Origin of the sequence: Lysobacter oculi, from assembly GCF_003293695.1 — a bacterium.
In the GTDB taxonomy this organism is placed as follows: Bacteria; Pseudomonadota; Gammaproteobacteria; order Xanthomonadales; family Xanthomonadaceae; genus Solilutibacter; species Solilutibacter oculi.
Genome location: NZ_CP029556.1, coordinates 2,369,499 through 2,388,640 on the forward strand (window position 1 = coordinate 2,369,499; position 19,142 = coordinate 2,388,640).

General features: G+C 68.7%; 25 protein-coding genes. 20 read left to right on the plus strand and 5 right to left on the minus strand.

Features of this window, described 5'->3' with window-relative positions; translation table 11 throughout:
* The 6 genes from lptM to DCD74_RS11405 are packed head-to-tail and all read left to right on the plus strand — an operon-like array spanning position 1 to position 3,355.
* Complete coding sequence (gene lptM / locus DCD74_RS11380) at positions 1–210, plus strand: LPS translocon maturation chaperone LptM (RefSeq protein WP_112927411.1); 210 nt, start codon at positions 1–3, stop codon at positions 208–210.
* Positions 211–213: 3 nt separating this feature from the next.
* The gene (gene dapF / locus DCD74_RS11385; protein ID WP_237049603.1) at positions 214–1,065 is read left to right on the plus strand and encodes a diaminopimelate epimerase; all 852 of its coding nucleotides are present in this window, start codon (positions 214–216) and stop codon (positions 1,063–1,065) included.
* A complete protein-coding gene (locus DCD74_RS11390; RefSeq protein WP_112927412.1) occupies positions 1,062–1,751 on the plus strand; it encodes a DUF484 family protein in 690 nt (229 codons plus the stop codon). The genes dapF and DCD74_RS11390 overlap by 4 nt, the downstream gene beginning before the upstream one ends.
* A 7-nt stretch (positions 1,752–1,758) precedes the next feature.
* Positions 1,759–2,658: a tyrosine recombinase XerC gene (xerC, locus tag DCD74_RS11395; protein WP_112927413.1), complete on the plus strand. Its 900-nt coding sequence runs from the start codon at positions 1,759–1,761 to the stop codon at positions 2,656–2,658.
* Positions 2,659–2,703: 45 nt separating this feature from the next.
* Complete coding sequence (locus DCD74_RS11400) at positions 2,704–2,952, plus strand: hypothetical protein (protein WP_112927414.1); 249 nt, start codon at positions 2,704–2,706, stop codon at positions 2,950–2,952.
* A gap of 4 nt (positions 2,953–2,956) precedes the next feature.
* A complete protein-coding gene (locus DCD74_RS11405; RefSeq protein WP_112927415.1) occupies positions 2,957–3,355 on the plus strand; it encodes a hemerythrin domain-containing protein in 399 nt (132 codons plus the stop codon).
* Between the two features lie 30 nt (positions 3,356–3,385).
* Here DCD74_RS11405 and DCD74_RS11410 read toward each other — a convergent pair whose 3' ends face one another.
* Positions 3,386–3,826 carry a hypothetical protein gene (locus DCD74_RS11410; protein ID WP_237049604.1) on the minus strand — a complete coding sequence of 147 codons (441 nt, stop codon included), beginning with the start codon at positions 3,824–3,826 and terminating at the stop codon, positions 3,386–3,388.
* A gap of 34 nt (positions 3,827–3,860) precedes the next feature.
* Positions 3,861–4,097, minus strand: coding sequence for a DUF3297 family protein (locus DCD74_RS11415; protein ID WP_112927416.1), 237 nt, complete (start codon positions 4,095–4,097; stop codon positions 3,861–3,863).
* A gap of 386 nt (positions 4,098–4,483) precedes the next feature.
* Between DCD74_RS11415 and DCD74_RS11420 the strand changes: the two genes are divergently transcribed.
* Genes DCD74_RS11420 through DCD74_RS11435 form a run of 4 tightly spaced genes read left to right on the plus strand, consistent with a single transcriptional unit; the run spans position 4,484 to position 8,028 of the window.
* Complete coding sequence (locus tag DCD74_RS11420; protein WP_112927825.1) at positions 4,484–5,443, plus strand: L,D-transpeptidase family protein; 960 nt, start codon at positions 4,484–4,486, stop codon at positions 5,441–5,443.
* Between the two features lie 22 nt (positions 5,444–5,465).
* On the plus strand, positions 5,466–6,239 hold the full coding sequence (locus DCD74_RS11425; RefSeq protein WP_112927417.1) for a M23 family metallopeptidase: 774 nt from the start codon (positions 5,466–5,468) through the stop codon (positions 6,237–6,239).
* Positions 6,240–6,274: 35 nt separating this feature from the next.
* Positions 6,275–7,321, plus strand: coding sequence for a class I SAM-dependent methyltransferase (locus DCD74_RS11430; RefSeq protein ID WP_112927418.1), 1,047 nt, complete (start codon positions 6,275–6,277; stop codon positions 7,319–7,321).
* A complete protein-coding gene (locus DCD74_RS11435) occupies positions 7,318–8,028 on the plus strand; it encodes a pseudouridine synthase (RefSeq protein ID WP_112927419.1) in 711 nt (236 codons plus the stop codon). Before DCD74_RS11430 ends, DCD74_RS11435 begins: the two co-directional genes overlap by 4 nt.
* 15 nt (positions 8,029–8,043) lie before the next feature.
* Here DCD74_RS11435 and DCD74_RS11440 read toward each other — a convergent pair whose 3' ends face one another.
* Both DCD74_RS11440 and DCD74_RS11445 read right to left on the minus strand, forming a co-directional pair.
* Positions 8,044–8,595: a DUF1415 domain-containing protein gene (locus DCD74_RS11440; RefSeq protein WP_112927420.1), complete on the minus strand. Its 552-nt coding sequence runs from the start codon at positions 8,593–8,595 to the stop codon at positions 8,044–8,046.
* A gap of 222 nt (positions 8,596–8,817) precedes the next feature.
* Positions 8,818–9,300 (minus strand): YajQ family cyclic di-GMP-binding protein, encoded by a 483-nt coding sequence (locus DCD74_RS11445; RefSeq protein WP_112927826.1) that lies wholly within the window; start codon positions 9,298–9,300, stop codon positions 8,818–8,820.
* A gap of 93 nt (positions 9,301–9,393) precedes the next feature.
* Between DCD74_RS11445 and DCD74_RS11450 the strand changes: the two genes are divergently transcribed.
* Together DCD74_RS11450 and DCD74_RS11455 are read left to right on the plus strand one after the other, a co-directional pair.
* Entirely contained in the window at positions 9,394–10,275 is an 882-nt protein-coding gene (locus DCD74_RS11450) for a DMT family transporter (protein WP_237049606.1), read from the plus strand.
* A 12-nt stretch (positions 10,276–10,287) separates the two neighbouring features.
* Positions 10,288–10,833, plus strand: coding sequence for a DUF1453 domain-containing protein (locus DCD74_RS11455; protein WP_112927421.1), 546 nt, complete (start codon positions 10,288–10,290; stop codon positions 10,831–10,833).
* A 102-nt stretch (positions 10,834–10,935) separates the two neighbouring features.
* On the opposite strand, the gene DCD74_RS11460 is transcribed toward DCD74_RS11455, so the two are convergent.
* Positions 10,936–11,598: an OmpW/AlkL family protein gene (locus DCD74_RS11460; RefSeq protein WP_112927422.1), complete on the minus strand. Its 663-nt coding sequence runs from the start codon at positions 11,596–11,598 to the stop codon at positions 10,936–10,938.
* 242 nt (positions 11,599–11,840) lie between these two features.
* On the opposite strand from DCD74_RS11460, the gene DCD74_RS11465 reads away from it, so the two are divergent.
* From DCD74_RS11465 to DCD74_RS11500, 8 genes are all read left to right on the plus strand, one after another.
* The gene (locus DCD74_RS11465; RefSeq protein ID WP_112927423.1) at positions 11,841–13,280 is read left to right on the plus strand and encodes a dihydrolipoyllysine-residue acetyltransferase; all 1,440 of its coding nucleotides are present in this window, start codon (positions 11,841–11,843) and stop codon (positions 13,278–13,280) included.
* 7 nt (positions 13,281–13,287) lie between these two features.
* Positions 13,288–14,457, plus strand: a complete 1,170-nt coding sequence (locus tag DCD74_RS11470; RefSeq protein WP_112927424.1) for a mechanosensitive ion channel family protein — start codon at positions 13,288–13,290, stop codon at positions 14,455–14,457.
* Positions 14,444–16,252, plus strand: a complete 1,809-nt coding sequence (gene lpdA / locus DCD74_RS11475) for a dihydrolipoyl dehydrogenase (RefSeq protein ID WP_112927425.1) — start codon at positions 14,444–14,446, stop codon at positions 16,250–16,252. Before DCD74_RS11470 ends, lpdA begins: the two co-directional genes overlap by 14 nt.
* Positions 16,253–16,408: 156 nt before the next feature.
* Positions 16,409–16,804, plus strand: a complete 396-nt coding sequence (locus DCD74_RS12745; RefSeq protein WP_162616005.1) for a hypothetical protein — start codon at positions 16,409–16,411, stop codon at positions 16,802–16,804.
* Between the two features lie 61 nt (positions 16,805–16,865).
* The gene (atpB, locus tag DCD74_RS11485) at positions 16,866–17,639 is read left to right on the plus strand and encodes a F0F1 ATP synthase subunit A (RefSeq protein WP_407072240.1); all 774 of its coding nucleotides are present in this window, start codon (positions 16,866–16,868) and stop codon (positions 17,637–17,639) included.
* A 61-nt stretch (positions 17,640–17,700) separates the two neighbouring features.
* The gene (gene atpE, locus DCD74_RS11490) at positions 17,701–17,979 is read left to right on the plus strand and encodes a F0F1 ATP synthase subunit C (protein ID WP_112927428.1); all 279 of its coding nucleotides are present in this window, start codon (positions 17,701–17,703) and stop codon (positions 17,977–17,979) included.
* Positions 17,980–18,078: 99 nt separating this feature from the next.
* On the plus strand, positions 18,079–18,549 hold the full coding sequence (locus DCD74_RS11495) for a F0F1 ATP synthase subunit B (RefSeq protein WP_112927429.1): 471 nt from the start codon (positions 18,079–18,081) through the stop codon (positions 18,547–18,549).
* Position 18,550: 1 nt separating this feature from the next.
* Entirely contained in the window at positions 18,551–19,078 is a 528-nt protein-coding gene (locus DCD74_RS11500) for a F0F1 ATP synthase subunit delta (RefSeq protein ID WP_112927430.1), read from the plus strand.
* Positions 19,079–19,142 lie beyond the last annotated feature (64 nt).

A 19,142-nucleotide genomic window follows, 5' to 3' on the forward strand; every position in this document is an offset into this window, starting at 1 on the left:
ATGAATATCCCCCGTCTCGCTGTCGCCGCCGCCTGCCTGATCGCGCTCGCCGCCTGCGGCAACAAGGGCCCGCTGGTCCTCCCGCAGAAGCCGCAGCCGGTCGTGACCGACCTGCCGGTGCTGCCTGCCACCGAACCCGCCGAAACCGTGCCGGCCGACCCGGTGCCGCCCGCCGAGCCCAAAGAGGCCGGCGACGGCACGCCGCGCTGATCGATGCGCTTCACCAAGATGCACGGCGCGGGCAACGACTTCGTCGTGCTCGACCTGCGCGATGGCACGCCACCGCCCGATGCCGCGCATTTCCGCCTGCTCGGTGACCGCCATTTCGGCGTCGGCTGCGACCAGATCCTGACCATCGAGCCGCCGCACGGCCGCGAGGCGCACGCGCGTTATGGCATCTGGAACAGCGATGGCAGCGCCGCCGGACAGTGCGGCAACGGTGCGCGTTGCGTCGCCGCGTGGCTGGCCCGCGAGGATACGATCGAAGACGCGTCGTTCGTCCTTGAATCGCCGGCCGGCCTGCATGTCGTCCAACGCGTCGGCGCCGAGCGCTGGCGCGTCGGCATGGGCGTGCCGCGCTTCGCGCCCGTGCAGATTCCGCTCGCCGGTTTCGATGCCGCGCAGGATGCGTACGAGGTCGATGTCGAAGGCGAGCGCATCGCCTTCGGCGCCGCCTCCATGGGTAACCCGCACGCGCTCATCGAAGTGGACGATGTCGATGCGGCGCCGGCCGCGCGCATCGGGCCCGCGCTGCAGGCCAGCCGCCACTTCCCGGATTCGGTCAACGTCGGTTTCACTGAAGTCACATCGCGCGACCACATCCGCCTGCGCGTGTTCGAGCGCGGCGCCGGCGAGACGCTCGCCTGCGGCAGCGGGGCCTGCGCCGCCGCGGCCATCCTCATGAAACGCGGCCGCATCGACCGCCGCGCCACCGTCTCGCTGCCGGGCGGCGACCTGCTCATCGAGTGGCCGGACGATGCCGCCGGCATCGACATGACCGGCCCGGCCACCTTCGTCTTCGACGGCGTCCTCGACGCCGCATCCACTGGAACCGCATTCGCATGAACGACACCGAGGAAAAACTGGGCGCCCACGAAGTCGCGGCCTGGCTGCGCCGGCATCCCGCCTTCCTGAAGCAGTTCCCCGACCTGTCGCTGACGCTCGTCGTGCCGCGCGAGGACGGTCCCGCCGCCTCGCTCGCCAGCTACCAGCTGGACGTGCTGCGCGACAAGAACCGCGAGTTGAACCGCCGCCTGCATGAGCTGTTCCGCAACGCGCAGGAGAACGAGCGGCTGGCCGTGCGCACCCACCAGCTGACGCTGGCGCTGATGCAGCAGAACACCGCCGCCGACACCGTGCGCGCGATGGCCGCCGCGCTGACCGAGGAATTCCAGGGCGACCTGGTGCGGGTGGTGATGTTCCGCGCCATCGACAACCTGGAGTGGAGCGACTGGCTGCGCGTGCTGCCGGAAACCGACCGCGCGCTGGAACCGTTCCGCGATGCGCTGGGCGATGCCGATCCGCTGTGTGGCCGCCTGAACCCCGACAAGAACGCGCTGCTCTACGGCCCGCGCGTGGAGGAAGTGCAGTCGAGCGCGCTGCTGGCGCTGCCGGGCGTGGGCCTGGTCGCCATCGGCAGCCGCGACGCCAACCGCTTCTTCCCGGGCATGGGCACGCTGTTCCTGCGGATGATGGGTGAAGCCTTCACCACCGCGCTGGCCCGTTTCCGCCCGGCCGCCAGCGACGGCTGATGATGCGATGAGCCGCGCCGTCGCCGCCTTCCTCGACCACCTCGCGGTGGAACGGCGGATGTCGGCGAACACGCTGGACGCCTACCGCCGCGACCTCGACGCGCTGGTGCAGTGGAGCGCCGCCGAAGCGCACGGGGATGTCGAAGCGCTCGACAGCGAGCGGCTGCGTGCCTTCATCGCCACCGAGCATCGACGCGGGCTTTCGCCCAAGTCGCTGCAGCGCCGGTTGTCGGCCTGCCGCGGCTTCTACGGCTGGCTGCTGAAACACGGGCGCATCGCCGCCAATCCCGTCGCCACGGTCCGGGCACCGAAATCCGCGCGCAAGCTGCCGCAGGTATTGGATGTCGATGAGGCGGTGCAGCTGGTCGAGCTGCCCACCGACGCGCCGCTCGGCCTGCGCGACCGCGCCATCCTGGAACTCTTCTATTCCTCCGGCCTGCGCCTGTCGGAACTGTGCGCGTTGCGCTGGCACGCGCTCGACCTGCGCGAAGGGCTGGTCCACGTGCTCGGCAAGGGCGGCAAGGAACGGCTGGTGCCGGTCGGCTCGCATGCCTGCCGCGCGCTGGCCGACTGGCGCGCGGAATCCGCCGGCCAGGATGAGGCGCCGGTGTTTCCCGGTCGCGGTGGCGCCAAGCCGATCAGCCCGCGCGCGGTGCAATTGCGGCTCCGGCAACTCGCGCAGCGGCAGGGCATCTTCAAGCGCGTGCATCCGCATCTGCTGAGGCACAGCTTCGCCACCCATGTGCTGGAATCCTCCGGCGACCTGCGCGGCGTGCAGGAGCTGCTCGGCCACGCCGACATCGCCACCACCCAGATCTATACGCATCTGGATTTCCAGCATCTCGCCAAGGTCTATGACGGCGCCCATCCGCGTGCGCGGCGCAAGCGGGGCAAGGACGAGGCTTGACCGCCGTCAATGCGGCGCGCGCGGGCGCGACCGACGATGCGGGGCATGGTCGAGACCATCGAAGCGTGGAAGTGCGTCGGGTGCGGTCGGCTGCAGGCCGAGCGTCCGTGCATCGGCGTGTGCACCGACAAGCGCGTCGAACTGGTCGAAGCCGCCGACTACGCCGAGCTGGCGTGGCGCGTGCAGGAGTTGGAAGCCGCGTTGGCGCTGATCGCGCGCGTCACCCCGAAGCCCGAAGCGCTCGAAGCCAGCTGGCTGGCCCTGCAGGCGCGCGCCCGCGCGTTGCTGGACTAGACCGATGCCGCGACTTGGGGAAATCCGTGAACTGGCGCGCGAACACCATGGCGCGCTGATCCTCGCGCGTGACCTCGGGCGGCTGGCCGACGATGCCGGCGATGAGGTGCTGGCGGCGATGAACGCGCGCATCGCCCGCTACTGGAAAGACGACATGGCGGCGCACTTCCGCCACGAGGAAGCGATCCTGCTGCGGCTGCCCGGTGTGCTGCCCGCAGAGAAGGCGATGACATTGCTGGACGACCATCACGCGCTGGCGGCGTTGTGCGTGCGGGCGGCGGCCAACGATCTGCGCCTCGCCTCGCTGCGCAGCTTCGGCGAACGGCTGGCCGCGCATGTGCGCTTCGAGGAACGCGCGTGCTTCGACGCGCTGCAGGACGCGCTCGAAGCCACATCGCAATGAAATACGGGGCCGAAGCCCCGCATGACCGTCTTACTCGCCGGCCTTGGTGATGATGAAGCTGCCGAAGGACACGCCGAGCGTGCGGCCGGTGCCCTTGCCGGCCAGTGCCAGCGAGATGGAACCCTTGGTCACCACCTGCGCCTTGCTGGCCGCGCCGCCGCCGGCATTGGCTTCGGCCGTGGCGTAGCCGCCGATCAGGTCGTTGATGTCGAGCACCGGCGAGAACTTGCCGATGCCGTCGACGATCTTGGAGCTGCCGAAGGTCAGGCCGCCGCCCTTGGACTCGATGTTGACCTTCATCGACTTGCCGTTGTCGCAGCTGATCACGCCGTCGCCGGTGGAGCGCTTGTAGAACGCGCCGCCGCCTTGCATGTTGTATTTCAGCGTGCAGCGGACTTCCTTGGCCTGCGCGGCGGGCGCGAGGAGCAGGGCGGTGGCGACCGCGGCGGAAACCATCAGGGCGTGGCGCATCGGGTGGTCCTCGTGTCGGGGGTGGGAAGCGGGATCAGGTGCGGAAGTAGGGTTCGACCGTGCCCTTGACCTTCATCGTCATCGGCTGGCCGCGGCGGTCGAGCGCGCGGCCGGCGGCCACCCGCACCCAGCCTTCGCTGACGCAGTATTCCTCGACGTTCTGCCGTTCCTCGCCGTTGAAGCGGATGCCGATGCCGCGTTCGAGCAGGGCGGCGTCGTAGAACTTGCTGCGGGGATCGTTGCAGAGGCGGTCGGGGGGCGTGTCGGACATGTCGATCAGATGTGTGCGGACTGAACCACAAGGATAAGGCCTGCCATGTCGCGATGGCCAAACAGGCGGGCTCTGGCATGATTTCATGTCGATGCGGCGGAGCATCCGCCAGCATGGCCATTCATCGAGGATCCCCCGTGCCCCGTTCCCCCGTATTCCTTGCCGCCACCGCCTTTTCCCTGATCATCGCCCTGCCGCTGCATGCGCAGGTCGCGCCCACCCAGCCGGTGCAGGCCGAGCCGATGCCCGCGCAGCAGCCGGTTCAGTCGCCGACGCCGCCTTCGCAGGAACAGCCGCCGGTCGATGCGCAAACCCCGCCGCAGACGCCGCCGGACCCGGTTTCGACGCAGGCGCCGCCCGCGCCGCCATCCAAGCCCACCGAAGAGATGGTGCCGGTCCAGGACGAGAAGCCGCTGCCGACCGCCGCCGAACAACCACCGTCCGCGCCCGCCGAGCCGTTGCCGCCGCCGACCGGTCCGGTCAAGCCAGACCTGCGCAATGACCGCACCGGTTTCGTCGGCCTGCTGCGCGCGCAGATCCTGATGGACCGCAGCTGGATCTCGCCGGGCGAGGTCGATGGCCGCGGCGGCACCAACACCACCCGCGCGATCGGCGGCTTCCAGCGCATTGCCGGCCTGCCGGTCACCGGCCGGCTGGATGACGCCACCTGGCAGGCGCTGGAGCAGCGCGGTCCGGCGCTGGTCAAGTACACGCTGACCGCCGCCGACGTGGCCGGCCCGTTCCGCCCGATGCCCGGCACGATGTACGGCAAGGCCAAGTTGCCGGCGCTGTCCTACAGCAGCATCGGCGAGGCGCTGGGCGAACGCTTCCACATCCGTCCCGCCGCGCTGGAACAGCTCAACCCGGGCAAGGACCTGGGCGTGGCCGGCACCGAGATCATCGTGCCCAACGTGCGCGACATCCCGCGCCTGCCGCAGGCGACCCGCATCGTGGTCTCCGAGGCCGCCAAGCTGCTCATGCTGATCAACCCGGAAGGCAAGGTCTACGCGCAGTTCCCGGTGACCACCGGCAGCGAGCGCGACCCGTTGCCGATCGGCCAGTGGGAGCTGCGCAGCGTCGCCAAGAACCCGCACTACAACTACAACCCCAAGCTGTTCAAGGGCGCCAAGCCCGGCCCGCTGGCCACCTTGCCGCCGGGCCCGAACAGCCCGGTCGGAGTGATGTGGATGGGGCTGTCGAAGCCGCATTACGGCATCCACGGCACGCCCGAACCCGGCAGCATCAGCAAGACCCAGTCCAACGGCTGCATCCGTATGACCAACTGGTCGGTGCTGCAGGTGTCGGAAGCGGTGAGCCGCGGCACGCCGGTCACGCTGATTCCCTGATCCCCCTGCATGGAGCGATGCCATGAGTGAAGAGAACCGCAGCCCGCCCGTCCCCGAAGCGCCCGAACCGCGCGTGATCGAACGCCGCGTGGTGGAGCGTCGCGGGGCCGGCCTGTTCCGGCAGTTCCTGCTCTTCCTCGTCGGCCTGCTGGTCGGTGCCAATGGCGTCTATTACTGGATGCAGCGCGATGCCGCCCGCAGCACCGCTGCGGCATCCACGCCCGTCGCCACCTTGCCGGCGCCGAACGCCACGCCTGCATCGCCCACGCCATCGAACGCCGCGCCGGCGACGATCGTGGTGGATCCGCACGGCAGCGAGCCGCCAATAGGCACCGCGCCGCCGCTGCCCGCGCCGGTCGCCGCGCCTTCGGGCCTGGTGATCCCGGTGCAGGGCATCGCCGCCACCCAGCTCATCGACACCTTCACCCAGGCACGCGGTGAAAACCGCGTCCATGACGCCATCGACATCATGGCCCCGCACGGCACGCCGGTGCTGGCGGTCGCCGATGGCAGCGTCGCCAAGCTGTTCGAAAGCAAGGCCGGCGGCACCACGCTCTACCAGTTCGACCCGAGCGGCCGCTACGTCTATTACTACGCGCACCTGCAGGGCTACGCGCCGGGCGTGGTGGAAGGCAAGGCGCTGAAGCAGGGCGAAGTCATCGCCTATGTCGGCAGCACCGGCAACGCCAACCCGGAAGGCCCGCACCTGCACTTCGCCATCGGCGCGCTCACGCCGGAAAAGAAGTGGTGGGACTACACCGCCATCAACCCGTACCCGCTGCTCTCGGGGCGCTGAGCCGGTTGCACGCCGGGCAGCCGTAAAATCGCGGCATGAAAACCGATGCCGCGCTCGATGCGCTCCTGCTGCCCTTCGCCCAACGCCTGTTGAAGGCCGAACCCGGTGCGTTGTTCCTGCGCGCCCGCGAAGGGGCTGCCCTGCATGCGCTCGGCCTGCGCGGCAAGTTGACCTGCGTGCAGCCGTTCAAGCCCTGGGCCGATGCGGTGCAACGCGCGGGTTTCGATGTCGCCTCGGAGCCGCCGGCGGGCACGTTCCCGCAGGCGTGGCTGCTGCCGCCCCGCCAGCGCGAGGAGGCGCGGGCGCTGATCGCCGCCGCGTTCGATGCCTGCGCACCGGGCGGCACCGTCATCGCCAGCGTGCCCAACGACGAGGGCGCGAAGGCGCTGGAAGGCGACTTCCGCAAACTGGCCGGCGCGCTCGACGGCGCGCTCAGCAAATTCCATTGCCGGGTGTTCTGGGCGAAGCACGACGACGTCCGCATCGACGCATCGCTGCTCGCGCAATGGCGCGATGCCGATGCGCCGCGCCGCATCCTGGATGGCCGTTTCACCAGCCGCCCCGGCGTGTTCGCGTGGAACCGCGTGGATGCCGGCTCCGCCCTGCTGGCGCAGCATCTGCCTGCCCAGTTGCACGGACGCGCCGCCGATCTCGGTGCCGGCTGGGGCTTCCTGTCCGATGCCTTGCTGACCAAGAACCCCGGCATCACCGCGCTCGACCTGTTCGAAGCCGACCATCGCGCGCTCGAACTGGCGCGCGGCAACCTGGCCGCGCATGGCGAAAAATGTGCCATCGGTTGCCATTGGCATGATGTCGCCGAAGGCCTGCCCGCGGGTCCCAAGCGCGATGTCATCGTCAGCAACCCGCCGTTCCACGACACCGGCAAGTCCACCCGCCATGCGCTCGGCCAGCGCTTCCTTGAAGTCGCGGCGGACGCGCTCGCGTCGACCGGCGCGTTCTGGATGGTCGCCAACGCCCACCTGCCGTACGAGGCGATGCTGGGCGAACGCTTCGCGCAGGTCCGCGTGGTCGCCAACGCCGGCGGCTACAAGGTGATCGAAGCCCGCGAGCCGCGCCGATGAGCGGCAAGGTCAAGCTGCTGCGCTACCTCGCCAACCTCGGCTACGGCAGCCGCCGCGAAGTGCTGGGCCTGCTCGGCGAAGGCCGCGTCACCGATGCGGCGGGCGAGCCGTTGTATGGCGATGATGTCCGCGCCCACGGCGACATCCGCATCGACGGTGCGCCGCTGGATGCCGCGCCCGGACTGCTGCTGATGCTCAACAAGCCGGCCGGCGTCACCTGTTCGGCGAAGGATCAGGGCCGTCTCGTCTACGACCTGTTGCCGAAGCGTTTCCGCCTGCGTGATCCCGTCGTTTCGCCGGTGGGCCGGCTCGACCGCGACACCTCCGGCCTGCTGCTGTTCACCGACGACGGCCAGTTGCTCCATCGCATCATCTCGCCCAAATCGAAATTGCCGAAGGTGTATCTCGCTGATCTCGCCAACGATTTGCGCGGTGATGAAGGCGCGCGCTTCGCCAGCGGCACGCTGATGCTGGAGAGCGAGCAGACGCCGCTGCTGCCGGCGGAATTCGAAGTGCTGGGCCCACGTCGTGCGCGCCTGACCCTGCACGAGGGTCGCTACCACCAGGTGCGGCGGATGTTCGCGGCGGTCGGCAACCATGTCGAGGCGCTGCATCGCGAGCGCGTCGGCGGGCTGGAACTGGATGGCCTGCCGGAAGGCGAGTGGCGGCTGCTGGATGACGCCGATCGCGCGCGGCTGTTCGGCTGAGTCGCGCTTCGCTGTTCAGTCGTCGGCGAGCAGCTTGCGGTAGCCGTCGTTGCCGAGCGTTTCCATCGCCGCGATGTTGCGCTCGATGATCGCGTCCGGTTCGGGATAAGCAGCCACCGCGCGGTCCAGGCTGTCTTCGCGCAGCAGGTGCAGGATCGGCCACGGCGCACGGTTGGTGTTGTTGCCGGGCTCGTCGTAGCCGGTGTCGGCGAACTGGTAGTGCGGGTGGAAGCTGGCGACCTGCAGCACGCCGTCCAGTTCCAGCGCTTCGATGAGCGCATCGGCCTCGTCGAGGAAATCGTTGTAGTCGAGGAAGTCGCCGAGTACCGAAGGCAGCACCAGCAGGGTGGTGTCGGTGAGTTCGGGCGCGGTGTCGCGCAGATGCAGCATCTCCTCGCCCAGTTCTTCGCGCAGGTCGTCGGTGTTGTCGGCATCGCTGATGACGATGCGCACCTGGTTGCGCACGTAGACCGACTTGGCGAACGGGCACAGGTTCATGCCGATGACGGCGCGTTCCAGCCAACGGCGGATGTCGGCTTCGATGGCGGGTTTGTCGATGTCGTTCATGCCGGTCTCATGCTGCTATGTGGGAGTTGCGATGACGCGAAGGGACAGGCCATCGCCATCCCGGCACGCCGCAAGTACGTCCATGTAGGCTCATACGCGGCATCCATGCCGCGTAAGGCCGGGATCACGATGGCCTGTCCCTTCGCGGGGGACGTGCGATGCGGCTGTGGCCGAAGTCCAGGCTGCCCGTCTCTTCGCCATCACGTGCGATGTCGCGTCGCCTCAATCCCTGAAATTGTCGAACTGCAGCGGCAGGTCGAAGGTCTTGCCACGCAGCAGCGCGATGGCCGCCTGCAGGTCGTCGCGCTTCTTGCCGGTGACGCGCAGCTTGTCGCCGTTGATCTGGCTCTCCACCTTCAACTTGGCGGCCTTCAACTCGTTCTGGATCTTCTTCGCCAGCTCGCGCTCGATGCCCTGCTTGACCGTGATCTTCTGCCGGGCGCCGGCCACGTTGGTCTCGATGTCGCCGGCTTCCGTGCAGCGCGGCTCGATCTTCCGCGCGATCAGCCGCGCATCCAGGATGTCGCGCAGCTGCTGCAGCTGGAACTCGCTCGGCGCGTGCAGCGACAGCACCGATTCCTCGCGGCTGATGCCGGCATCCACGCCCTTGAAATCGAAACGGGTGCCCAGCTCGCGGTTGGCCTGGTCAACGGCATTGGTGAGTTCGTGGGTATCCACTTCGGACACGATGTCGAAGGAGGGCATGGCGATCACGCGGATGTCGAGGGGCAGGCAGGATAGCCCACGGCCCGCGCCCATGCCGGTGATAGCCTGTGGCGCCCGACGCCCTGCATCGCCATGGCCCCGAGCACCCGCGCCACCTGGTTGATGCTGATCGCGGTGGCGGCCTTCGCCGGCATGGATGCCTCGCTCAAGCTGCTGGCCGCGCACTACCCGCCGCTGCAGGTCGGTGCGCTGCGCGGGTTCGCCTCGCTGCCCTTCGTGCTGGCGTGGGCGCTGGCGACCGGCGGCTGGGCCTCGCTCAGACCGGTGCGCATCGGCCTGCACGTGCTGCGCGGGGTATTGGGCATCGCGATGATGGTCGGCTTCGTCTACGGCATCGCGCGGCTGCCGCTGTCCACGGCCTATGCCATCACCTTCATCGCGCCCCTGCTGGTCACGCTGCTGGCGGTGCCGTTCCTGGGCGAACACGTCGGCCCGCGCCGGCTCGCCGCCGTGGTGGTGGGGTTGCTCGGCGTGCTGGTGATCCTGCGGCCGGGCGGTGGCGTGTTGTCGGCGGCGGGGCTGGCGGTGGTCGGCGCGGCGGTCTGCTACGCCATCGGTGCGATCACCGTGCGGATGCTGACCCGCACCGACAGCACCCAGGCGATGGTGGTGTGGATGCTGGGTCTGCTCGGTGCCGGCGCGGGCCTGCTGGCGTGGCCCGGCTGGGTGCCGCTGCGGGCTTCGGACCTCGGCATCGTGGTGCTGGTCGGCGGCTTCGGCGCGTTGGCCCAGGTGCTGCTGACCGAAGCCTTCCGGCTGGGCCAGGCTTCGCGCATCGCGCCACTGGAATACACCGCGCTGCTGTGGTCGCTCGGCATCGATCTGGCGCTGTGGGGCGTGCTGCCGGATGCGATGAGCTGGCTGGGCGCGGCGATCATCGTCGGCAGCGGCCTCTACCTGCTGTGGCGCGAGCGCGATCCGGCGCTGGGGCATGATGTCGCCGTGCCGCCCTGACCCGAACCGTCGATGCCGCTGCTGTTCCTCCTCCCGCTGCTGATCCTTGCCGTGGTGGTGCTGTGGGCGCTGCTGCTGCCGCTGTCGCTGATCCAGCGCTACCGCTTCGGGCGCAAGCGCCGCCGCGTGGTGGGTTGGGTGACCTCGGCCAATGCGTGGCTGGTGCTGGTGTCGGTGGCGGCGTTCTTTTTGAGCGCGTGGATGGCGACGCGCTGGCTGCCGCAGGCCTTGACCATGGCCGGGCTCGGGTTCGCCGCCGGCATCGCGCTGGGCATCATCAACCTGCTGATCAGCAAGCGTGATGTGGAAGCCGGCCAGTTCCATGTCACGCCGAACGCCGTCCTTGTGCTGGGCCTGACCTTGCTGGTGGCCGGGCGCATCGTGCTCGGGTTCTGGCAGCTGGCCGAACACGGCTTCCAGCTGCATCCACTGCAGCGCGAGGAGGCGTGGTTCCTGCGTCCGGACAGCCTGTTCTCGTTGGGCGGCCTGTTGCTCGGGCATTACTTCGCCTGGTGCTGGGGATTGCGTGGCCGGTTGAAGCGGCTGCCGCGCGGCTGAGCGGAGCCGCCTCGCTGCGGATCCGGCATCCCCAAAGATCCGACATCCGCAAAAGAGAACGGGCCCGAAGGCCCGTTCCCGACGCGCGAGGATGCGGCGCGATCAGAAGCGCGCACCCATGCCCACGCCGACCACCCACGGGTCGAGCTGGGCTTCGCCGACCTTCTGGCCGCCGCGGGTGACGTCCGACTTGCCCTTCAGGTAACGGGCTTCGGCGCGGGTGAACCAGCGCTCGTTGATGTTGAAGTCGGCGCCCACCGTGCCCATCGCGCCCTTCGGCGTGCTCATGCCGATGTGCTGGCCGGCGGCGTCCTTCTCGTCGCTGATGTTGGCTTCGTAATAGCCCAGGCCGACGTACGGGCGGATCGCCTGGCCGCTCTGGCCGAAGTGGTACTGGCCGCTGACGCCGTAGGGCTGCGCCTTGACTTGGCCGCCGACGCCCGGGCCGACGATCTTGTGCTCGGACTTGTCGACCGCGCCCCAGGCTTCGACCGCGATGTTGTCGGTCACATGCCAGGCGGCGGAGACGGCCGGCATGCTGCCGCCCTTCAGGCCGCGCTTGGGGTCGTCGCTGAAGGCGTCGCCCTTGGGCTTGACGATGTTGTAGGTGCCGGCCACCGAGAAGCGCTTGTGGTCCGACGGCGTGGTGGTGGCGTCGGTGGTGGTGACCGTGCCGCCGCTGGAGGTGTCGGCGTCCTGCGCGAAGGCGGCGGGGCTGACCAGCAGGGCGGCGGCAATGGCGAGGCTCAGGGAGCGAAACTTCATGGGGGATCTCCTTTATCGGTTTTCTGTTGCCCGCGGAGTGGGCGGTTCGCACCCTATCGGCGCGGGGATGAACGTCCGCTGGGTCGGGGGTGGCACGGGCGGGGTGGGGTTCAGCGGCGTCGTCGCGCCGTGAAATATCAGCCGGATGAAATCCCCGGGACGTCCAACATTCGCCCCCGTGTATTTGTTCGCGCCCGGTTTATCCGGCCACAATAGGGTTCGACACACCCCCTGGAGCGGTCATGGCGGAACTGAAGGAAGCACGCGTCCCCGACATCGGCGGTCATGGCGATGTCCCGGTGATCGAGCTGCTGGTGAAGCCCGGCGACACGGTCAGCAAGGACCAGGGCCTGATCACGCTGGAATCCGACAAGGCCACCATGGAAGTGCCGGCCCCGTTCGCCGGCGTCATCCGGGAATTGAAGGTGAAGCTCGGCGACACCCTCTCCGAAGGCGATGTGGTGGCGATGATCGAAGCCGAAGCCGGCGGCGCCGCCGAAGCCGCCCCGCCGCGTGCCGAACCCGAAGCCGCCAAGGCCGAAACCCCGGCCAGCGAGACCGGCGCCAAGGTCGAGCCGGTCGCGGTCTCCGCCACCCCCGACAAGCTGACCCAGGCCTCCATCGCCACCAGCGAGGCGCGCGAGGCGGTCGATGAACTCACCGCGCGCCGTTCCGCCCGTGGCGAGTCCGCGGACCTGGCCGAAGTCGAACCGGGCCGCCCGGCCGTGCGTTTCGAAGCCGATGCCGTGCTGCCCGACAAGGTGCCCTACGCCAGCCCGGCGGTGCGCCTGTTCGCCCGCGAGCTGGGTGTGGACCTGGCGCAGGTGGCCGGCAGCGCCGACAAGGGCCGCATCACCCGCGAGGACGTGCAGAAGTTCGTGAAGTCGGCGCTGGAAGGCGGCGTGCGCCCGGCGACGGCCGGCGTGGTCGCCGGCGGCGGCGGGCTCAACCTGCTGCCGTGGCCGAAGGTGGACTTCGCCAAGTTCGGCGAGATCGAGGTCAAGCCGCTGCCGCGCATCAAGAAGATTTCCGGCGCCAACCTCGCCCGCAACTGGGCGATGATCCCGCACGTCACCCAGTTCGACAGCGCCGACATCACCGACCTGGAAGCCCTGCGCGTCCAGCTCAACAAGGAAAACGAGAAGGCGGGCATCAAGCTGACCATGCTCGCCTTCCTGATGAAGGCGGTGGTCTCGCTGCTCAGGCAGTACCCGGAGTTCAACGCCTCGCTCGACGAGAGCGGCGACAACCTCACCCTCAAGAAGTACTTCCACATCGGCTTCGCCGCCGACACGCCCAACGGGCTGGTGGTGCCGGTGGTGCGCGACTGCGACAAGAAGGGCGTCATCCAGATCGCGCAGGAGACTTCGGAACTGGCGAAGAAGGCGCGCGACGGCAAGCTCGGCCCGGCCGACATGCAGGGCGGCTGTTTCAGCATCAGCTCGCTGGGCGGTATCGGCGGCACCGCCTTCACCCCGATCGTCAACGCGCCGGAAGTCGCCATCCTCGGCGTGTCCAAGTCGTCGATGCAGCCGGTCTGGAACGGCAGCGCCTTCGAGCCGCGCATGATGCTGCCGCTGTCGCTGTCCTACGACCACCGGGTGATCGATGGCGCGGCGGCGGCCCGCTTCACCGCGGCGCTGGCGCAGCTGTTGGCCGACATGCGCCGGGTCCTGCTCTGAGCAGGGCATGAGCTGGCAGCCGCAGATCGGCGAAAAGATCGAGCGCGCCACCGAGCGCGCCCGCGACGTGGCCGGCAACGCCGGCGACCGCGCGCTGGCCGACCTGCAACCGCTGCTGTCCACCCGCCTGGTCGATGCCGGCGGCTTCTCGGTGACGGTGGGCGGCCTGGTCGGTGCGCTGCTCGCCCTGCTCGGCGCGCTGCTGGTCTCTAACCTGCTGCGCGCCGCCATCAACCGCTACGGCGAGCGCGATGCCACGCGCAACCAGGCGGCGTTGTACACGCTCTCGCGCATCCTCCATTACGTGCTGCTGGCGGTCGGCGTGATGCTGGCGCTCGATTCGCTGGGCCTGCCGCTCAGCAAGTTCGGGTTCTTCGCCGGCGCACTCGGCGTGGGCCTCGGCTTCGGCCTGCAGCAGATCTTCAGCAACTTCGTCTCCGGGCTGATCCTGCTGTTCGACCGTTCGCTGAAAGTCGGCGACTTCGTCCAGCTCGACGACAACGTGCGCGGCGTGGTCAAGGCGATCAACATCCGCGCCACCCGCATCACCACCAACGACAACATCGACATCCTCGTGCCGAACTCCGAGTTCGTCAGCGGGCGCGTCACCAACTGGACCTACCGCTCGGTCAACCGCCGCATCCGCGTGCCGTTCGGCGTGGCCTACGGCGTGGACAAGGAACTGGTGAAGAAGGCGGCGCTGGAAGCCGCGGCGCAGGTGCCCTTCACCCTGAGCATGGAAGGCGAGAAGGCGCCGCAGGTGTGGCTGGTCGGTTTCGGCGAGAACTCGGTGGAGTTCATGCTCGCCGTGTGGCTGACCGAAGCCGCCGCGCGCCGCAACGTGGCCGTGCGCGCCGCCTACCTGTGGGAGCTCGACACCGTGTTCAAGCAGCACGGCATCGAGCTGCCGCTGCCGCAGCGTGATCTGCACATCCGCGGCCTGTTCGGTCTTGAAGGCGAGGCCGCGCTGCTGGCATTGCGTGGTCAGGACCCGGCGGCGGCATCGACACCGTCGATGGAAGCCGAACACGCCACCCACACCCGGCTCGACGAAGCCGAACGCGCGCGGCTGGCGCGCAACGACGCGCAGGTGGATGCCGAGCGCGAAATCCGCAAGGACATCGAGGCGCAGGACGCCGACCCACCCCAACGGAGCAGGACCGATGGCAACGATTGAAGTGAAAGTCCCCGATATCGGCGGTCACGGCGATGTGCCGGTGATCGAGGTGCTGGTGAAGCCGGGCGACACCGTCGCCAAGGACCAGGGCCTGGTCACGCTGGAGTCCGACAAGGCGACGATGGAAGTGCCGTCGAGCGTGGCGGGCACGATCCGCGAATTGAAGGTGAAGCTCGGCGACAAATTGTCCGAAGGCGATGTGGTGGCGGTGATCGAAGCGGAGGGCGCTGCGGATGCGGCAAGCGCAACGGCGAAGGCCGAGGCTGCGCCGAACCCCGAAGCCGCAGCGGCCAGCAAGTCCGATGCGAAGACGGTCAGCGAGCCTGCCAAGCCCGCCGCAGCCGCCGCCAAGCCCGCCCCCGCGAGCGGCCAACCCGCCGACATCGAATGCCGGATGGTGGTGATCGGTGCCGGCCCCGGCGGCTACACCGCCGCCTTCCGCGCCGCCGACCTCGGCCTGGATACCGTATTGGTCGAGCGCTATCCGTCGCTCGGCGGTGTCTGCCTCAACGTCGGCTGCATTCCGTCGAAGGCGCTGCTGCATGCGGCGGAAGTGATCGATGCCGCCGCGCATGCCTCGGACTTCGGCGTCGATTTCGCCAAGCCCAGGATCGACATCGACAAGCTGCGTGGCTACAAGGACAAGGTCGTCGGCCAGCTGACCAAGGGCCTGGCCGGCATGGCCAAGCAACGCAAGGTGCGGGTCGTGCAGGGCACGGCCGCGTTCGCATCGCCCAATGAACTGCTGGTCACCGGCGAGGACGGCAAGACCCAGCGGCTCGCGTTCGTGAACTGCATCATCGCCGCCGGCTCGCAGCCGGTGAAGCTGCCGGGTTTCCCCTGGGACGACCCGCGCGTGATGGATTCCACCGGCGCGCTCGAACTGGCCGACGTGCCGAAGCAACTGCTGGTGGTCGGCGGCGGCATCATCGGGCTGGAGATGGCCACGGTCTATCGCGGCCTCGGCAGCGAAGTGACGGTGGTGGAACTCGCGCCGCAGCTCATTCCCGGTGCCGATGCCGATCTGGTCAAGCCGCTCGCCGCGCGCCTGAAGGTGCAGGGCGTGGCCGTCCACCTCAAGACCAAGGTGGTGGAGGCGAAGGCCGGCAAGAAGGGCATCGAATGCGTGTTCGAAGGCGAGAGCATTCCCGACGCGAAGATGTTCGACCGCGTGCTGGTCGCGGTCGGCCGCAGCGCCAACGGTGGCACGCTCGATGCCGGCAAGGCGGGCGTCACCGTCGGCGAACGCGGGCTGATCCCGGTCGATGCGCAGATGCGCACCAACGTGCCGCACATCTTCGCCATCGGTGACCTGGTTGGCCAGCCGATGCTGGCGCACAAGGCCACGCACGAAGGCAAGCTCGCGGCGGAAGTCGCGGCCGGCGAGAAGAAGGAGTGGGTCGCACGTGTGATCCCGAGCGTCGCCTACACCGATCCGGAAATCGCCTGGGTGGGCGTGAGCGAAAGCGAGGCGAAGGAGAAGGGCTTGAAGATCGGCGTCGGCAAGTTCCCGTGGGCGGCGTCGGGCCGCGCGATCGGGCTGGGCCGCACCGAAGGCTTCACCAAGCTGGTGTTCGACGAAGCCACCCATCGCGTCATCGGCGGCGGCATCGTCGGCCCGCATGCCGGCGAGTTGATCAGCGAAGTGGCGTTGGCCATCGAGATGGGCTGCGAGGCGGCCGACATCGGCCACACCATCCACCCGCATCCAACGCTGGGCGAATCGGTCGGCATGGCGGCGGAAGTCTATGAAGGCACCATCACCGACCTCTACCTGCCGAAGAAGGGCAAGTAGCCGCCCGATGCGGTGATCCGGGCAGGTCGCGGATGCCCCGCGGCCCGCCTGAAGCTGAATGCCCGGAAAGTTGCCCGGCATTTTTCACGCCTGCTATACTTTTGCGGCTTCACGGGGCCGGTTTCGGCCTTGGCACCCCTCGCAGGAACCCCCGTCGTGTCCCATCCGGTCTCATCGAGCCGAATCCGTGCACGGCGGGCGTTGGTCTGGCAGATGGCGGCGACCTTGATGGTCGCGCTGGCTTGGCTGGCGGTTCCGGCGGGTGGCACGCGCGCTGCCCTGGCGGCACTCGCGGGCGGGACGGTCATCGTCCTGTCCGGGTGGCTGGCGCTGGTGGTGGCCCTAGGCGGCGGCATCGGCGGGGCTTCGGCCGCGATGGGCCGGCTGCTGGCGGGCCTGGTGCTGAAGTGGGGCGTGGTGGCGCTGGGGCTGCTGGCCGTGGTCGGGATATTCCGGCTGACGCCGCTGCCGGTGGTCACCGCCGTGGTGGCGACGGTGTTGGCATACATCGCCGCAAATGCAGTTCCACAAGGGAAGCGTAGACGTGATTGAACCCGGCAAATCCGGCGGCGGCCTCACCGAATACATCCAGCACCATCTGACCCACAATCAGATGATCCCGGGTCAGCCGATGAACCCGGCCAATTTCAATTGGGACAGCTGGGGCGTCGCGCTCGGGCTGGGCCTGCTGTTCGTCCTGTGGTTCGCGCTGTATGCGCGCAAGGCGACGTCCGGCGTGCCGACCAAGGGGCAGGCCTTCGTCGAGATGATCGTGGAGTTCGTCGACGGCCAGGTGAAGGACACCTACCACGGCGACCGCCGCAGCATCACCCCGCTGGCACTGACCATCTTCATGTGGGTGGTCTTCATGAACACCATGGACCTGCTGCCGCTCGACCTGGTCGGCTGGCTGGTCCAGACCTTCGCCGGCGAGGAAGCCGCGCACCACACCTATGCGCGCGTGGTGCCGACCGCCGACCTCAACACCACGCTGGGCATCTCGACGGGCGTGTTCTTCGTCCTGATCGGCCATGCGCTGGCGGCCAAGGGCGGCAAGGGCTTCGGTAAGGAACTGCTGACCGCGCCGTTCCACGCCCACGGGCTGGTGGCGCAGATCATCCTGGCGCCGATCAACCTGGGCATGAACATCATCGAGTGGCTGGTCAAGCCGATTTCGCTGGCCATGCGACTGTTCGGCAACATGTACGGCGGCGAGCTGGTCTTCATGCTCATCGCCGGCCTGATGGCGGGCTGGGTGACCTTCCTGCCGGGCGTGCTGGCCAACGCCGCCTGGGGGATCTTCCACATCCTGATCATCCTGCTGCAGGCCTTCATCTTCATGATCCTCACGGTCGTCTATATCGCCGGCGCCCGCGAGAGCCATTGATCCCGCTTCACCCTTTCCACCTCAACGTTCCACCTTTCACACAATCGTTCGGAGAACCACCATGGAATTCATCTCGCACGTTCAGGGCCTGACCGCCATCGCCATCGGCATCATCATCGGCCTGGGCGCCCTGGGCGCCTGCCTCGGCATCGCCATCATGGGTTCCAAGTTCCTCGAGTCGGCCGCGCGCCAGCCGGAGCTGATCCCGGTGCTGCAGGGCCGCATGTTCCTGCTGGCCGGCCTGATCGACGCCGCGTTCATCATCGGTCTCGCCATCGCCCTGTACTTCGGCCTGGCCAACCCGCTGCTGACCGCCGTCACCGCCGCTGCCGGCGCCTGATCATCGCGATGACCGTCGGCGCGCGCGGGTGACCGCGCCGCCGGCACACGCCGCGGCGGATGTCCGTCGCGACGACCCGAAAACTGTCGAGGACCCGTCATGAATCTCAACATGACTTTCTTCGGTCAGATGCTCTCCTTCGCGATCCTCGTCTGGTTCACGATGAAGTTCATCTGGCCGCCGCTCAATGCGGCGTTGGAAGAGCGCCAGAAGAAGATCGCCGAAGGCCTGGCCGCGGCGGACAACAGCCAGAAGGCGCTCGCCGAGGCGGAAGCCCGTGCGAACGAGGATCTCAAGGCCGCGCGCAGCAAGGCCAACGAGATCATCGAGCAGGCCCACCAGCGTGCCAACCAGATCGTCGAGGCCGCGCGCCACGAGGCGATCGAGGAAGGCGTGCGCCAGAAGGCCATCGTCGAAGCCGACATCGCCGCCAGCGCCAACCGTGCCCGCGAGGACCTGCGCAAGCAGGTGTCGCAGCTGGCCGTGACCGGCGCCGAGAAGCTGATCCGCCGCGAGATCGACCCGGCCGCCCACAAGGCGCTGCTGGACGAACTGGCTGCCGAGATCTGACATGAGCCAGACGCTGACGCTCGCCCGCCCCTACGCCCGCGCCGCCTACCAGGCCGCGCGCGAGACCGGCACCACGACCGCCTGGTCGGAGGCCCTGGCCTTCGCCGCGCGCGTCGCCGCCGATCCGCGCGTCGACACCCTGCTGGGCGATCCGCGCCTGTCGCGCGCCGACGCCGTCGCCCTGCTGTCGCCGACCGGTGCCAGCGAAGGCGTGGGCGGCTTCCTCGGCCTGCTGGCGCAGAACGGCCGCATGAAGCTGCTGCCGGAAATCGCCGGGCTGTTCGAGCAGTTCCGCGCCGAGGCCGAGAAGATCGTGCGGGCGAAGATCACCTCCGCCGCGCCGATGACCCAGGCCGAAGTCGACACGCTGGTGTCGGCGCTCAAGCGCCGCTTCGGCCGCGAGGTCGAGGTGGAGTCGAGCATCGACGAATCGCTGATCGGCGGCGCGGTGATCGATGCCGGCGAAGTGGTCATCGACGGCTCGGTCAAGGGCAAGCTCGCGCGCCTGTCGGCCGCACTGACGCAGTAATCCGCATGGCCGCGCCGGCAACGGCACGGTCGAAAAACAGTTGAAACCGCGATCCGCACCGGCG